The 14,591-nt window shown below is 68.3% G+C and carries 16 protein-coding genes, 1 pseudogene and 1 riboswitch; of the genes and pseudogenes, 10 read left to right on the forward strand and 7 right to left on the reverse strand.

Features of this window, described 5'->3' with window-relative positions; genetic code table 11:
• Window positions 1-13: 13 nt before the first annotated feature.
• Window positions 14-1,849 (reverse strand): autotransporter domain-containing protein, encoded by a 1,836-nt coding sequence (locus LK996_RS04680; protein WP_230525977.1) that lies wholly within the window; start codon window positions 1,847-1,849, stop codon window positions 14-16.
• A 75-nt stretch (window positions 1,850-1,924) separates the two neighbouring features.
• Between LK996_RS04680 and thiS the strand changes: the two genes are divergently transcribed.
• The 4 genes from thiS (at window position 1,925) to LK996_RS04700 (ending at window position 5,886) form a co-directional block, all read left to right on the forward strand.
• The gene (gene thiS / locus LK996_RS04685; protein ID WP_230525978.1) at window positions 1,925-2,125 is read left to right on the forward strand and encodes a sulfur carrier protein ThiS; all 201 of its coding nucleotides are present in this window, start codon (window positions 1,925-1,927) and stop codon (window positions 2,123-2,125) included.
• A gap of 68 nt (window positions 2,126-2,193) precedes the next feature.
• Window positions 2,194-2,285, reverse strand: a riboswitch (cyclic di-GMP riboswitch).
• 194 nt (window positions 2,286-2,479) lie between these two features.
• Window positions 2,480-3,283 carry a thiazole synthase gene (locus tag LK996_RS04690; RefSeq protein ID WP_230525979.1) on the forward strand — a complete coding sequence of 268 codons (804 nt, stop codon included), beginning with the start codon at window positions 2,480-2,482 and terminating at the stop codon, window positions 3,281-3,283.
• Window positions 3,284-3,295: 12 nt separating this feature from the next.
• Complete coding sequence (trmB, locus tag LK996_RS04695; RefSeq protein ID WP_230525980.1) at window positions 3,296-4,045, forward strand: tRNA (guanosine(46)-N7)-methyltransferase TrmB; 750 nt, start codon at window positions 3,296-3,298, stop codon at window positions 4,043-4,045.
• Window positions 4,046-4,059: 14 nt separating this feature from the next.
• Window positions 4,060-5,886, forward strand: a complete 1,827-nt coding sequence (locus LK996_RS04700) for an SLC13 family permease (protein ID WP_230526833.1) — start codon at window positions 4,060-4,062, stop codon at window positions 5,884-5,886.
• A 34-nt stretch (window positions 5,887-5,920) separates the two neighbouring features.
• On the opposite strand, the gene LK996_RS04705 is transcribed toward LK996_RS04700, so the two are convergent.
• A complete protein-coding gene (locus tag LK996_RS04705; RefSeq protein ID WP_230525981.1) occupies window positions 5,921-6,277 on the reverse strand; it encodes a Rieske (2Fe-2S) protein in 357 nt (118 codons plus the stop codon).
• A gap of 86 nt (window positions 6,278-6,363) precedes the next feature.
• Here LK996_RS04705 and LK996_RS04710 point away from each other — a divergent pair, with 86 nt between their 5' ends.
• From LK996_RS04710 to LK996_RS04725, 4 genes and pseudogenes are all read left to right on the forward strand, one after another.
• Window positions 6,364-6,657, forward strand: coding sequence for a hypothetical protein (locus tag LK996_RS04710; protein ID WP_230525982.1), 294 nt, complete (start codon window positions 6,364-6,366; stop codon window positions 6,655-6,657).
• A complete protein-coding gene (locus LK996_RS04715; protein WP_230525983.1) occupies window positions 6,654-7,352 on the forward strand; it encodes a fumarylacetoacetate hydrolase family protein in 699 nt (232 codons plus the stop codon). The genes LK996_RS04710 and LK996_RS04715 overlap by 4 nt, the downstream gene beginning before the upstream one ends.
• Window positions 7,353-7,398: 46 nt before the next feature.
• Entirely contained in the window at window positions 7,399-7,806 is a 408-nt protein-coding gene (gene mscL / locus LK996_RS04720) for a large conductance mechanosensitive channel protein MscL (protein WP_230525984.1), read from the forward strand.
• A gap of 226 nt (window positions 7,807-8,032) precedes the next feature.
• A pseudogene (locus LK996_RS04725) lies at window positions 8,033-9,346 on the forward strand (M28 family peptidase); the annotation flags it as partial.
• Window positions 9,347-9,484: 138 nt separating this feature from the next.
• Here LK996_RS04725 and LK996_RS04730 read toward each other — a convergent pair.
• Genes LK996_RS04730 through nudE form a run of 4 tightly spaced genes read right to left on the reverse strand, consistent with a single transcriptional unit; the run spans window position 9,485 to window position 11,941 of the window.
• Window positions 9,485-9,787, reverse strand: coding sequence for an Mpo1-like protein (locus LK996_RS04730; protein WP_230525986.1), 303 nt, complete (start codon window positions 9,785-9,787; stop codon window positions 9,485-9,487).
• A complete protein-coding gene (gene mazG, locus LK996_RS04735; RefSeq protein WP_230525987.1) occupies window positions 9,784-10,596 on the reverse strand; it encodes a nucleoside triphosphate pyrophosphohydrolase in 813 nt (270 codons plus the stop codon). The genes LK996_RS04730 and mazG overlap by 4 nt, the downstream gene beginning before the upstream one ends.
• On the reverse strand, window positions 10,593-11,393 hold the full coding sequence (cysQ, locus tag LK996_RS04740) for a 3'(2'),5'-bisphosphate nucleotidase CysQ (protein WP_230525988.1): 801 nt from the start codon (window positions 11,391-11,393) through the stop codon (window positions 10,593-10,595). Before cysQ ends, mazG begins: the two co-directional genes overlap by 4 nt.
• Entirely contained in the window at window positions 11,390-11,941 is a 552-nt protein-coding gene (nudE, locus tag LK996_RS04745) for an ADP compounds hydrolase NudE (RefSeq protein ID WP_230525989.1), read from the reverse strand. Before nudE ends, cysQ begins: the two co-directional genes overlap by 4 nt.
• A 17-nt stretch (window positions 11,942-11,958) precedes the next feature.
• Here nudE and bioA point away from each other — a divergent pair, with 17 nt between their 5' ends.
• Window positions 11,959-13,335, forward strand: coding sequence for an adenosylmethionine--8-amino-7-oxononanoate transaminase (gene bioA, locus LK996_RS04750; RefSeq protein WP_425493704.1), 1,377 nt, complete (start codon window positions 11,959-11,961; stop codon window positions 13,333-13,335).
• Window positions 13,335-14,066 carry a 16S rRNA (uracil(1498)-N(3))-methyltransferase gene (locus tag LK996_RS04755; protein ID WP_230525991.1) on the forward strand — a complete coding sequence of 244 codons (732 nt, stop codon included), beginning with the start codon at window positions 13,335-13,337 and terminating at the stop codon, window positions 14,064-14,066. The genes bioA and LK996_RS04755 overlap by 1 nt, the downstream gene beginning before the upstream one ends.
• A 22-nt stretch (window positions 14,067-14,088) precedes the next feature.
• Here the strand turns inward: LK996_RS04755 and LK996_RS04760 are convergent, their stop codons facing one another.
• Window positions 14,089-14,583 (reverse strand): chemotaxis protein CheW, encoded by a 495-nt coding sequence (locus LK996_RS04760; protein WP_230525992.1) that lies wholly within the window; start codon window positions 14,581-14,583, stop codon window positions 14,089-14,091.
• Between the last annotated feature and the right edge of the window lie 8 nt (window positions 14,584-14,591).

Raw genomic sequence — 14,591 nt, forward strand, 5'->3', positions numbered from 1 at the left:
TGTCGCCGCTCGATCAGAACCGCTTGCCGACGTTCACGAACACCGTCGCGTGGTTGCCGCCTTCCTGGCCGACGCTCGCATTCGCGCCGACGTCGGCGTCCATGCCCCACATCTGCGTGCGAATGCCGAAGGCGAGCGTGCCGTAGTTGTCGTCGCGCTCGAGGTTCGGCACGGCGAACGGCAGCGTGCCCGGGATCGACAGCGACTGCGCGAAGGCTTCTTCCGGCATGTCCTCGAATTCGTGTTCCCAGGTCAGGCGCGCATACGGCGTCGTGGTCGGGGACACGTCGAAGCTCGCCTGCCAACCCGCGGCGCCGATCAGCGAATCGTAGTTCTGGTCCGGGTACGCGAGGCCCGCGGAGTCGACGCGGTCTTCGGCGAACGCATCGACGTCGATGCGCTGCGCGAGCAACGAAACGACCGGACCGTGCGTCACCGAGCCGGCGTGGAAGTTCCAGCCACCCTGCGCGCCGACGGTCCAGTTCTCGCCGTCGGGCGAACCGCGATACTCGCGCACGGCCGGGCCGAGTTCGACGAGGCGGTTCACGTCGTAGCTGACGCTGGTCCAGCTCAGCTGCGCGTTGACCCACAGGTCGTCGGTGTACCAACCGACGAAACCGCCGAGCGTGGCGTCGTCCTGGTCGAAGTCGCCGCGACGGCGACCGTAGTCGAAGTCGTTGCGACCGTAACCGGCGAACGCGCCGTACACGAACTCGCCGCTCGCCCAGTCGACGCCGAACAGCATCGAAGGACCGCCGCCGTCGTAATCGCCGGGCACGTCGTAGCGCTGGTTGTCGCCGCGCAGGTTGAACCACCAGCGCATGCCGTCTTCCGCGGGCTTTTCGACGATGTGCGAGCTGACCATCTCCGCGCGCGACTTGCCGATCACCTGTTCCGTGTACGGCAGCATCGCGATCTGGCGCGGCGCCTCGAGCACGGACAGCGCGTACTGGCCGAGCATCTGGTGCGTGGCGCCGGTCGGATGCACGCCGTCGGCGAACAGGTACGTCGACGCCGCATCCGGCGTCACGTAGTTGGCCGGGCTGCAGGTCAGCGACGACGCGGTGATCTGCGGTTGGCACGCGGTGCCGGTGACGTTCGAGAACCCATAGGCCGACGGCGACGCGACGATTTCCTGGATGAGGTGGAACGTATCCAGCGGAATCACGCGCAGGCCCTGCGAGGCGAGCGTAGAGAACAGCGCGTTGTTGTACGCGGTCGCGAGCTGCGTGCCGGTCGCCATCGCGATCGGCCCCTGCGCGAGCGCCGACGGCGTCAGGCCGATGTCGGGAACGGTCGGGACCAGGATGTACCTCGCGCCCGCGCCCGTGAGCGTGGCCACGTTGCCGACCTGCGCGCCGACGGCCAGCGCGAGCCGCTCCTGCGCAGGCGCACCGCCGGCGATGGCGAACAGGTCGTTCGCGCCGCCCCACACCGTGTACAGCGCGTTCGCATCGGCGCGGCCGCCGGTCGCGGTGAGGTAACGCTGGATCTGCGTATTGATCGACGGGATCTCGCCGAGCGCGCCGGCCGAGTCGATGCCCGTGTTGGCGCCGCCGACGGCCCAGTTCGTGCCGCCCTGGTTCCCGCTGGTCGCGTTGGTGCCGTAGTAGTTGGCGAGGTACTCCGACCACACCTGGGTCGGGTTGGTGCTGAAGCGGCCGAGGATCGCGGCCTGGGGGCCGGCCACCTGCACCAGCGCCGGGCGGAACCAGCCCGAGTCGGTGAGGCTGTCGCCGAAGAACACGGTCTGCGTATAGGTCTGCGCGGCAGCCGGCAGTGCGGCGAAGGCGAGTGCGGCGGCAAGCACGGTGCGGATCGGGCGGAAGGCCCGGTGGGTCTGCTTCATCAGTACGCGCTCCCTTGGCGTGCGGATGGGTATGGTGATTCGCATGCTGCCACGCCACGGGCGAGAATGCGCGGCATGAACATTCTGCTGAACGGGCAGCCCCGGACCCTCATGCCGGGCACCACGATCGCATCGCTGCTGGAAGCCGAAGGCTTCGGCGGCCGTCGCGTCGCGGTCGAAGTGAACGGCGACATCGTGCCGCGCGGCGCGCACGAGGCACATGCGCTGGCCGAAGGCGATCGCGTCGAGGTCGTGCACGCGCTCGGCGGCGGCTGACTTCGACGGGCTGGACTTCGCGCCCATCGATCGCCCAAAAAAATCGCGCGATGACACCATCGCGCGGTAACGGGAACCCGGCTGTCCGCGGCAGGGGGATTGCCGGAGGGACCCGTAGCTTTGCGACCCCGGCTTTCGCGCGGGTGTGCGTTTGGCGTACCGCGCGATGGGCATCGCGCGCAGCGGAAAGGAGCCAACGGCGATCCGGGTCAGGGGTGTGCCCGTCCGACGCTTTCCTCCCCACTCCTCCAGCCTTACGCGGGGCTCGAAGGCCACAGGACAAATCCCGCCGAAATCGCAACGAGGCTCGACGTTCGGGCAACTGCGACCGACGAACGGCGGTAACATGCGTGGATGCACGCAACCGCCCCCATCGCGGCCGACGACAGCCTGGTCGTCGCGGGCCGCCGTTATCGTTCCCGCCTGCTCACCGGCACGGGCAAGTTCCGGGATTTCGACGAGACCCGCCGCGCGACCGATGCCGCGGGCGCCGAGATCGTCACCGTCGCGATCCGGCGCACCAACCTCGGCCAGGATCCCAACGCGCCGAACCTGCTCGACGTCCTCCCGCCCGACCGCTTCACGCTGCTGCCCAACACCGCGGGCTGCTACACCGCCGACGACGCGGTGCGCACGTGCCGCCTCGCGCGCGAATTGCTCGATGGCCACAAGCTCGTGAAGCTCGAAGTGCTCGGCGACCAGCGCACGCTGTACCCCGACGTCGTGCAGACCCTCGCCGCCGCCGAGCGCCTCGTCGCCGACGGCTTCGACGTGATGGTCTACACCTCCGACGATCCGATCCTCGCGCGCCGCCTCGAAGAAATCGGCTGCGTCGCGGTGATGCCGCTCGCCGCGCCGATCGGCTCGGGCCTGGGCGTGCAGAACAAGTACAACCTGCTGGAGATCGTCGAGAACGCGAAGGTGCCGATCATCGTCGACGCCGGCGTGGGCACCGCGTCGGATGCATCGATCGCGATGGAGCTCGGCTGCGACGGCGTGCTGATGAACACCGCGATCGCCGGCGCGAAGGACCCGGTGCTCATGGCGCACGCGATGAAGCTCGCGGTCGAAGCCGGCCGCGCCGCATTCCGCGCCGGCCGCATCCCGCGCAAGCGTTTCGCTTCGGCGTCGAGCCCCGTCGACGGCATGATCGGCTGACACATCAATCAGATGCCCGCCGATCCGGTCGACAAGAAACCCTTCACCCAGGAACCGGGCGTGCGCAAGGTCCGCAGCTTCGTGCTGCGGCAAGGGCGCTTCACGCCGGCGCAGCAGCGCGCGTTCGATGAGCTGTGGCCGCGCTTCGGGCTCGACTACGCGGGCCAGCCGCGCGACTTCGACGCCGCGTTCGGGCGCAAGGCGAAGCGCGTGCTGGAGATCGGCTTCGGCAACGGCGAGGCCCTGCGCTTCGCCGCGCAGCACGACAAGGCGCGCGACCTGCTCGGCATCGAAGTGCACGCACCCGGCGTGGGCCGCCTGCTCAACGCGCTGGCCGCCGACGATGCGACCAACGTGCGCCTCTACCACCACGACGCGGTGGAAGTGCTGGAGAACGAGATCGCCGACGCCTCGCTCGACGAGGTGCGCATCTACTTCCCCGATCCGTGGCACAAGAAGCGCCACAACAAGCGGCGCCTGGTGAACCCCGCCTTCGCCGCCCTGCTCGTGCGCAAGCTCGCCCCGACGGGACGCTTGCACCTGTCCACCGATTGGCAGGACTATGCCGAGCAGATGTGGGACGTGCTCGACGCGACCCCGGGGCTGGCCAATCGCGGCGGTAAGCGCGGCGCCGTACCGCGGCCCGAATGGCGTCCGCAGACGCATTTCGAGACGCGCGGCCAGAAGCTCGGGCACGGCGTCTGGGATCTTTTGTACGACCGAGTGCCGGACGACGGCGGGCCAGGGGAACCGTACGCGTGAACGACACCGCGTTGATGCTCACCACCGACATGAAGCTCGTGCTCGGGCTGGTGGGCTTCACGATGGTGATGTTCCTGTTCGAGCGCATCCGTGCCGACGTCGTCGCGCTGGTCGTGCTGGTGTTGCTCGGGCTCACCGGGCTGGTCGCGCCGGAAGATCTCTTCGGCGGTTTTTCCGGTAACGCGGTCATGAGCGTGATCGCGACGATGATCCTCGGCGCGGGCCTGGATCGCACCGGCGCGCTGAATCGCCTCGCGGCCTGGTTGCTGCGGCGCTCGAAGGGCGTCGAGTCGCGCCTGCTCCTGCTCACGCAGGCGATCGCGGGCCTCAACTCCTCCTTCATGCAGAACCCCTCGGTGATGGCGCTGTACCTGCCCGTCACCTCGCGACTGAGTTCGCGCACGGGGCTGCCGCTGTCGCGCTTCCTGCTGCCGCTGGCGGTGGCCATCGTGATGGGCGGCTCGCTGACGATGGTCGGCACCTCGCCGCTGATCCTGCTCAACGACCTGCTCGTGTCGTCGAACGCGAACCTGCCCTCCGGCGCGGCGACGCTTGAGCCGCTGCACATGTTCGCGCCGATGCCGATCGGCCTCGCATTGCTCGGAGCGGGCCTGCTGTACTTCCGCTACTTCGGCGACAAGCGCCTGGCGCAGTACGACGTCGACCGCGGGGTCACGCCCGCGCGCACGCAGAGTTACTTCGCTCGTGCCTACGGCATCGAAGGCGATGTGTACGAACTCACGGTGACGGCCGATTCGCCGCTGGTGGGCATGTCGCTCGGCGAGGCGGAAGCCACGCGCGGTTCGCCGCTGCTGCTCGCACTCAAGACCGGCAACGAATCGCGCCTCGCGCCGCCCGCCGATGCACGCATCTGGGTCGGCAGCGTGATCGGCGCGATGGGCGAACGCCAGCAGGTCGCCGACTTCGCGCAGAACAACTTCCTGCGCATGAGCACGCGCCTGCGCACGTTCGGCGACCTGTTCAACCCGAGTCGCGCGGGCATCGCCGAAGCCGTCGTGCCGCCGACCTCGCAATACCTCGGCAAGTCGCAGGCCGAACTGCAGTTGCGCAAGCAATACGGCATCAGCCTGCTCGCGGTGAACCGCGACAAGACCGTGCACCGCGAGAACGTCCGCCAGCTGCCGCTGCGCGCCGGCGACATGCTCGTGCTGCACGGCATCTGGCAGGACCTCGCGCAGGCGGCGGAGAACAAGGACTTCGTGGTGGTCACCGACTACCCGAAGGGCGAGCAGCGTCCGCACAAGTTCAAGCTCGCGATCGGCATCTTCGCGGTGACGATGCTGCTCGCGCTGTCCACGCGCATCCCGGTGTCGATTGCGCTGATGACGGGCGTCGCCGGCATGCTCGTCGCCGGCGTGCTGCACATCGACGAAGCCTACGCGTCGATCAACTGGAAGACGGTCTTCGTCATGGCCTGCCTCATTCCACTGGGATGGGCGATGGATTCCAGCGGCGCCGCGGCGTGGATCGCGGGACACACGATCGAGCAGATGCCCGAAGACATGCCGTTGCCGGTACTCGAGATCGCGCTCGGCCTGTTGACGACCTTGTTCTCGCTGGTGATCGGCCATGTCGGCGCGACCATCGTGATGGTGCCCATGGGCATCAACCTCGCGCTCGCCGCGGGCGGCAATCCGACCGCGTTCGCGCTGATGGTCGCGCTGTCGGCGTCGAACAACTTCATGACCGCGTCCAACCCGGTGATGTCGATGATCACCGGCCCGGCGGGCTACCAGCCGCGCGACCTGTGGCGGCTCGGTGCGCCGCTGTCGTTGCTGTACCTGATCGTCGTGGTGATCGCGGTGAACATCATGTTCTGAAGCAGCATGTTCTGAAGCAGCATGTTCTGAGGCGTCATGTCCTGGCGATGCGGACGACGCCGTCGTCCACCGTCACGTCGATTGTGCGCAATGCGGCGCCGCGACACGGGCCCGCGACACACACGCCTTCCACGAGTTCGAACGTCGCGCCATGCACGGCGCAGATCAGGTGCCCGTTCTTGTCCTTGAGGAAGCGGCCCGGCGCCCAATCCAGCCGACGCCCCGCGTGCGGACACACGTTGAGGAACGCGCGCACCGCATCGCCTTCGCGATACAGGATCAGCGACTCCGCATCGTCGCCATCCAGGCGTGCTTCGAGTTCGTGAAAGCCGCCGTCGGGAATTTGCTCGATTCGGAGCAGCGTGTCGGATTGTGAGTCGTAGGGCGTCACGTTTTAACGAAGTCCTCACACGCGTTCCGGAAAGCGGCCGGATACTCGCGTCCCGGCACTGCCATCATTGTGTCACGGACCCCAAGATGACCGCTTTCGCGCACCGCTTCGATTTCCACCAGTTCCGCGCCGCGTTTTCGCCGCGCAAGCCGCGTAGCACGTGGTTGCGCGTGTTGCTGGGGTTGATCGGCATCGCCGTGCTCGTCGCGTTGGTGGCCGTGAGCGTCGTGGTCGGCGTGGCGATGATTTCCGCGGGCCTGCTCGTTCGCCTGTGGAAGAAGCGCGACAAGCGCGTGGCGCGCGATCCGCGGGTCGTCGACGGCGAATACCGCGTCGTCGACAGCCGCGTTGTCGACAGCCGTGCCCTGCCGTCGGCATGACCGACGTCGTCCCGGCGCACGCGCCGGTTCGCATTCCTGTTGAAGGCGGCGGCACTGCTTCGACGAGCACGTTCCCGGTGCGCCGCATCTTCTGCGTCGGCCGCAACTTCGCCGACCACGCGAAGGAGATGGGCGCAACGGCGCCTGCATCGAAAGCCGAACGCGGCGATCCCGTGTTGTTCACCAAGCCCGCCGACGCGATCGTCGTCGACGGCGTCGTGCCCTATCCCTCCGCGACGAACGACCTGCACCACGAAGTCGAACTCGTCGTCGCGCTCGGCGAAAATGCGCGCGTGTTCGGTTACGCCGTCGGCCTGGATTTGACGCGCCGCGACCTGCAATCCGCGGCGAAGGCGAAAGGCCTGCCGTGGGACACCGGCAAGGCGTTCGATCATTCCGCGCCGATCTCCGCGATCGTGCCCGCGGCGCAGGTCGGCGACCTCGCGCCGCGCACGCTCTCGCTCACCGTCAACGGCACGCTGCGCCAGCGCTCGACGCTGGACCAGATGATCTGGGACGTCCCCGACGTCCTCGAAGCGCTCGCGCGTTACTTCACGCTGCAAGCGGGCGACCTGGTCTTCATGGGCACGCCCGCGGGCGTCGCCGCGCTGCAGCCGGGCGATGTCTTCAGCGCGCGCCTCGACGACGTGCTCGCCCTCGACGGACGCATCGCGCCGCCCCTCGCCGTCGGCTAACCTCACCGTTCGCCGGCCCGTTTGCCGGCGCAAGGGAGGACAGTCGATGGGCATGCTTTCCGAGTTCAAGACGTTCATCGCGCGCGGCAGCGTCGTCGACCTCGCGGTCGGCGTCGTGATCGGCGCGGCATTCGGCAAGATCGTCACCGCGCTCGTCGACGGCATCGTCATGCCGATCGTCGCGCTGGTCACCGGCGGCGCGAGTGTCGCAGACTGGAAATACGTCGTCACGCCCGCGCAACTCGACGCGGCAGGCCAGCAGGTCGCCGCGGAAGTCGCGTTCCGCTACGGGCTCGTGCTGCAGACGCTGATCGACTTCACGCTGATCGCCTTCGTGATCTTCCTGTTCCTGAAGGCCTACAACCGCCTGCGCGCGACCGAGCCGGCCGCCGCGCCGCCGGAAGACGTGCTGCTGTTGCGCGAGATCCGCGACGCGCTCAAGCGTCCTGTCTGACCATGACCAGCGGCACCCCTGCCACGCAGGGGTCCGCTGCTACGCTCGCAATCTTTCCGCACATCCAGGGGTTCGTCCGATGCGCCTTGTCCCGACGACGCTCGCCGCCGCCGTCCTCGCTTTCACCCTCGGTGCCGTGCAGGCCGCGCCACAGACCGACGTGCAGACGAAGGGCGTGCCGACGAAGGGCGTGCTGACGAAAATCGCGCAGACCTCGGTCGACAACGCGACGCAGCTGCGCGAACGCGCGCTCGCCGACGACACCGCGTACGAGGTCGTCGAATCGCTGACGACCGAAGTCGGTCCGCGCATGGCGGGCAGCGAAGGCGATGCACGCGCGGTCGCGTGGGCGGTCGCGAAGTTCAAGTCGCTCGGTTACGACAAGGTGTGGACCGAACCGGTGACGTTTCCGAAGTGGGAGCGCAAGAGCGAGTCGGCCGAAGTCCTCGGCGATCACTCGCAGAAGCTCACGCTCACCGCGCTCGGCGGCAGCCCCGGCGGCACCGTCGAAGGCGAAGTCGTTCGCTTCGCCTCGCTCAAGGACCTCGCCGATGCGCCCGCCGGTTCGCTGAAGGGCAAGATCGCCTTCATCGACTTCACCATGGAGCGCGCGAAGGACGGCAGCGGATACGGCATGGGTTCGCAGATCCGCGGCGGCGGTCCGTCGGCCGCGATCCGCGCGGGCGCGTCGGCCTACCTGATGCGTTCGGCGGGCACGGATTCGCACCGCAATCCGCATACCGGCATCACGCACTTCGACGATGGCTTGAATCCGATTCCGTCGGCCGCGCTCGCCGCGCCCGATGCCGCGCAGCTCTCGCGCCTGGTCGCGCTCGGCAAGCCGGTGCGCGTGAAGCTCGCGCTCGACTGCGGCTGGACCGGCACGTACACGTCGCAGAATGTGATCGGCGAAATGCGCGGCCGCAGCAAGCCCGACGAAGTCGTCGTGATCGGCGGCCACCTGGATTCGTGGGACCTCGGTACCGGCGCGATCGACGATGGCGCGGGCGTGGCGATCGCGATGGGCGCGGGCAAGTTGATCGGCGACATGAAGCAGCGCCCCGCGCGCACGATCCGCGTGGTTGCGTTCTCGAACGAAGAGCAGGGCCTGTACGGCGGTCGCGCCTACGCGCAACAGCACATGGGCGACATCCGCAAGCACCAGATCGGCGCGGAAAGCGACTTCGGCGCGGGCCGCATCTATGCGTTCAGCACCGGCGCGCCGGAACGCGCGCTCGGCGCGGTGAAGCAGATCGCCGACGTGCTCGCGCCGCTCGGCATCGAATACACGCCGGGCCAGGGCGGTCCCGGCCCCGACATCAGTCCGTTCGCCGCGAACGGCCTGGCGTGGGGCGCGCTGCGCCAGGACGGCACGGACTACTTCGACTACCACCACACGCCGGACGACACGCTCGACAAGATCGATCCGAAGGCGCTAGCGCAGAACGTCGCCGCGTACGCGGTGTTCGCGTACCTCGCGGCGGATGCCGACGGGGATTTCGGTAGCGAGCGCAAGCAGGTGACGCCGCCGCGCGAGTGAGGCGGGGGCGGGGCGGGAAACGGGAAACGGGAAACAAAAGGCGGGAAACGGGAGTTCGGTCTTCCCTTCGGCTCGTAAGTCTGTCGGCCGAAGTGAAAGGCACTCTCCCGTTTCCCGCCTTTTGTTTCCCGTTTCCCCTTACAGCTTCACGCGCCCACGCAGCACGTCGGCAAACATCACCCAATCGCCCATCAGCGAATAGATCGGATGCTTGAACGTCGCCGGCCGGTTGTGTTCGAAGAAGAAGTGCCCGACCCACGCGAACGCGTAGCCGCACACGAGTGCGCCGAGCAGCCACCATGCGTTGCCCGTTGCGATCGCAACGCCGATCAATGCCAGCACGCCCCAGCTGCCGATGAAGTGCAATCGCCGGCACGTCGCGTTGGCGTGCTCGCCGAGATAGAACGGGTAGAACTCGCGGAAGCTGGCGAACCGGCTCATTTGCGCTCCGTCTTCTTGGCGCGATCCCAGTAGGCGTCCTGTCCTTCGAGCGGCAGCGTCGACAGCACCACGCCCTCCGCCGCCGCGAGGACTTCCATCTGGCGGAAGCGGCGTTCGAATTTCAGGTTCGCGCGGCGCAATGCGCTGCCGACGTCGACCTTCGCGTGTCGCGCGATGTTCGCGCACACGAACAGCAAGTCGCCGATCTCGTCCTCGAGGCGATCGCGCGCGAACGCATCGGTCGGGTCGGCGGCGATCGCGGCGAACTCCGCGCGTACCTCGTCGATCTCTTCGTGCAACTTCTCGATCACCGGCGCGGGGCCGGGCCAATCGAAGCCGACCTTCGCCGCCTTGTGCTGCAGCTTCACCGCGCGCTGCCATTCCGGCAGGCCGCGCGCGATGCCCGCGAGCGCGGACGTGTCGTCGTGCCCGGCGGCGTCGCGTTCGCGTCGCTTGTGTTCTTCCCACGCGACGGTCTGCGCGTGCGCGTCGCCGACCTGGTCGTCGCCGAACACATGCGGATGACGCCGCACCATCTTGTCGCAGATCGCTTCGACCACGTCGCCGAACGCAAACGCGCCCTGCTCTTCCGCCATGCGCGCGTGGAAGACCACCTGCAGCAGCAGGTCGCCGAGTTCGTCGCGCAGGCCCGGCAGGTCCTTGCGGTCGATCGCGTCCGCGACTTCGTAGGCTTCCTCGACCGTGTACGGCGCGATGGTCGCGAAGGTCTGTTCGATGTCCCACGGGCAACCGCCCTGCGGATCGCGCAGGCGCGCCATGATCGCGAGCAGCGCGTCGATGTCGCTCATACGTTCATCCATTCGCGCCAGGGCAGATCGGGATCGCCGATCGCGAGGAAGTCGCCGTTGAGCAGCGTCTCGCGCTGGTTGTAGCGCAGCGGGCGGCCCTTGGAATCGACGACGAACCCGCCGGCGCCTTCGACCACCACCTGCCCCGCCGCCGTGTCCCACTCGCTGGTGGGACCGAAGCGCGGATACACGTCGAGCCCGCCCTCGGCGATGCGGCAGAACTTGAGCGACGACCCCAGGCTCAGCGGTTCGGTCGGCCCCATGCGCGCGATGAACGCATCGGTGCGCTCGTCGCGATGCGAACGGCTCGCCGCCACGCGCAGCGGTTGCGTCGCCGGCCGCCGCGATTGCAGGACGATTTCGCCGTCGCCCTTGCGATGGAACGCCGGCCCGCCCTGCGTCGCGTGGTACAGATCGCCGGTGACCGGCGCCTGCACGACGCCGAAGATCGCCACGCCATCGACGATCAACGCGAGGTTCACCGAGAACTCGCCGTTGCGCTTGACGAATTCGCGCGTGCCGTCGAGCGGATCGACGAGCCACAGGCGGCGCCAGTCGCGGCGCACGTTCCAGGTCGCGTCTTCGGCGGCTTCCTCCGACAACACGGGGATGTCGGGCGTCAGCGCCTCGAGGCCTTCGACGAGGATGTTGTGTGCGGCGAGATCGGCCGCGGTGAGCGGGCTCTGGTCGGACTTGCGCTCGACTTCGAACTTGCCTTCGTAGATGCGCAGGATCGCGTCCGCGGCGCGGTGCGCAAGCGCGATCGCGCCTTCGCGCAACGTGTCGTGGATCTTCATGCGGCCTGCGTCCGGAGCCATTCGCGCACGAGGAACAGCGCCGCGATCGAACGTCCTTCCGAGAAATCCTCGCGCAGGATCAGCTGGTCCAGCGCTTCGAGCTTCCATGGCACCACTTCGAGCTCCTCGGGTTCGTCGCCGGGCAGGCGCTCTTCGTACAGGTCGCGCGCGAGCACCAAATGGGTCTGGTGGCTCATGTAGGTCGGCGCGAGCGTGATGGTGCGCAGCACCTGCAGCGAGCGAGCGCCGTAGCCGGCCTCTTCCTTCAACTCGCGGTCGGCGGCCTGTTCCGGCGACTCGCCGGCGTCGATGCGGCCCTTCACGAGGCCGAGCTCGTAACGGTGCACGCCGGCCGCGTATTCGCGCACGAGCAGCGCGGTTTCGGCGTCGAGCATGGGCACCACGATCACCGCGCCGTGGCCGCGCCCGTGAAGGCGCTCGTAGCGCCTGCGCTCGCCGTTGTCGAATTCCAGGTCGAGCCGCTCCATGCGCCAGGGACCGGCGTCGTGCTCGGTGATGCCATGGATGGTGGGCAGGCGGCGGGTCATGGTCGCAGAATGCACGGATGGACCGCGGACATGACCCGATGATAGCGCGCGACCTTGCAGTGCTGTGGCATCCCTGCACGCAGATGCGCGAACACCCCGACACCCTGCCGCTGGTGCCCATCGCGCGCGGCGAAGGCGCGTGGCTGGTCGGCCACGACGGGCGCCGCTACCTCGATGCGGTGTCGAGCTGGTGGACCAACCTCTTCGGCCACGCCGAGCCGCGCATCGCCGCGGCCATCGCGCGGCAGGCGGGGCAGCTCGAACAGGTGATCCTCGCCGGCTTCTCGCACGAACCCGCGGTCGCGCTCGCCGAGCGCCTGCTCGCGCTCGCGCCGCGCGAACCCGGCCGTGCGCCGCTGTCGAAGGTGTTCTACGCCGACAACGGTTCGGCGGGCGTGGAGGTCGCGCTGAAGATGGCGTTCCACTGGTTCCGCAACCGCGGCCAGGCGCAGCGCACGAAGTTCATCGCGCTGGAGAACGGCTATCACGGCGAAACCATCGGCGCGCTCGCGGTCGGCGATATTCCGTTGTATCGGCGCGTGTATGCGCCACTGCTCGCCGAAGCGATCTTCGCGCCCTCGCCCGACGCATATCTCGCACGCGATGGCGAATCGCCGGTCCAATATGCGGAACGCGCCGCCGACGAACTGCGCGACATCCTCGAACGCCACGGCCACGAAACCTGCGCGCTGATCCTCGAACCGCGCGTGCAATGCGCGGGCGGCATGCGCATGCACGATCCGGTGTACCTGAAGCGCGTGCGTCAGTTGTGCGATGCGCACGGCGTGTTCCTCATCGCCGACGAAATCGCGGTCGGCTTCGGCCGCACCGGCACGCGCTTCGCATGCGAACAGGCGGGCATCCAGCCGGACCTGATGTGCCTGTCGAAGGGATTGACCGGCGGCTTCCTTCCGCTCGCGGCGGTGCTCGCCACGCAGGCGATCTACGACGGCTTCCTCGACGAGTCGCGCGAGCGTGCGTTCCTGCACTCGCACAGCTACACCGGCAATCCGCTCGCGTGCGCGGCGGCGCTGCAGGCGCAGGCGATCTTCGACGAGGACGGCATCCTCGAACGCAACACGCGCACGGCGGCGACGATGACATCGTTGGCGGCGGAACTGCGCGACCTCCCGCACATCGCCGATGTGCGCCAGGCCGGCATGATCCTCGCGTTCGAACTGACGAAGAACGGCGACAAGGCGACACCGTTCGCCGCGCAGTCACGCGTCGGCCTGCTCGCGTATCGCAAGGCGCTCGATCTCGGCGTCGTGCTGCGTCCGCTCGGCGACATCCTGTACTGGATGCCGCCCTATTGCGTCGACGACGAACAACTCCGGCTGCTCGCCGACACCACGCGCGCCGCCATCCTCCACGCCACCCAGGACGCCGCCTGATGCGCACGACGCGGATCTTCGTCGACCAGCCCCTGCGATCGGGCAAGCGCATCGCGCTGCCCGAGGACGCCGCCGCCCACCTCGTGCGCGTGCTGCGCATGCAGGCGGGCGATGGATGCGTGTTGTTCGACGGCGACGGAGGCGATTACGCCGCGACGATCGTGTCGGCGAACAAGCGCGGCGTCGAGGCCGATGTCGGCGCGCGCACGCAGGTCGACAACGAATCGCCGCTGCGCATCACCCTCGTGCAGGGCATCGCGCGCGGCGAGAAGATGGACTGGATCCTGCAGAAGGCGACCGAACTCGGCGTGACGCAGGTGCTGCCGGTGAACAGCGATCGCAGCGAAGTGAAACTCGACGCCGAGCGCGCGGTGAAGCGTCTCGCGCACTGGCGCAGCGTGGTCGTGTCGGCGTGCGAACAGAGCGGTCGCGCGCGCGTGCCGGAGGTGTCGGCCGCGCAGCCCTTGGCGAACGTCGCGAATGGCCTGGCGTCGCCGCATCGCTTCCTGCTGGACCCGGAAGCGAAGGATGCGATCGCGACGATGCCCGCGTTCGAAAGCGATTGCGTGTTGGCAGTCGGGCCGGAAGGCGGTTGGTCGGAGCGCGATCGCGCGGTGCTGACTGCCGCGGGGTTCAAGGGCCTGCGATTGGGCCCGCGCATCCTGCGCACGGAGACTGCGGGAATTGCAGCAATTGCCGCATTGCAGGCGCGCTTCGGCGACTTGGGTTAGTTCGCGTCGCGTCGGGCGAAAATCACGCCGCCTTCAATGCTTCGCCGATCATCGACTCGATCTTCTCGAGATCCGGCAACAGCGCGCTGTCCTCGTTGAGCATCACGCGCGCCTGCACGCCATCGGGCAGCGTTTCGTCATCGCTGCCGCCATCGGCGACCACCGTGTCGCGCGACACCGTCACCAGGCGCGGGAAGCCCTGGGTCAGCATCGCGAAGAACGGCGTCTTCGCATCGCCGCCGAGTGCCTTGAGCACGACGACCTTGCTGCCGAGGCCGCCGCCGGCTTCGCTGGAGATGCCCGACAGGCGCGAGAACGTCACCAGCGGCAACTGCCAGCCGCGCCAGCGGATGCGACCAAGCAACCACGCTGGCGCATTCGCGATCGGTTCCGGGTCCGCGTACGACAACACTTCGGCGATCGTCGCGTTCGGCAGCAGCAGGCGGCCGCCGGCCACGGTGATGAGCACGCCCCGGATGTCGTGGGCGGGTGCGGCGGAAACGTGGGCGTCGGACATCGTCGTCA

The organism is Noviluteimonas lactosilytica, assembly GCF_020866925.1.
GTDB lineage: Bacteria > Pseudomonadota > Gammaproteobacteria > Xanthomonadales > Xanthomonadaceae > Noviluteimonas > Noviluteimonas lactosilytica.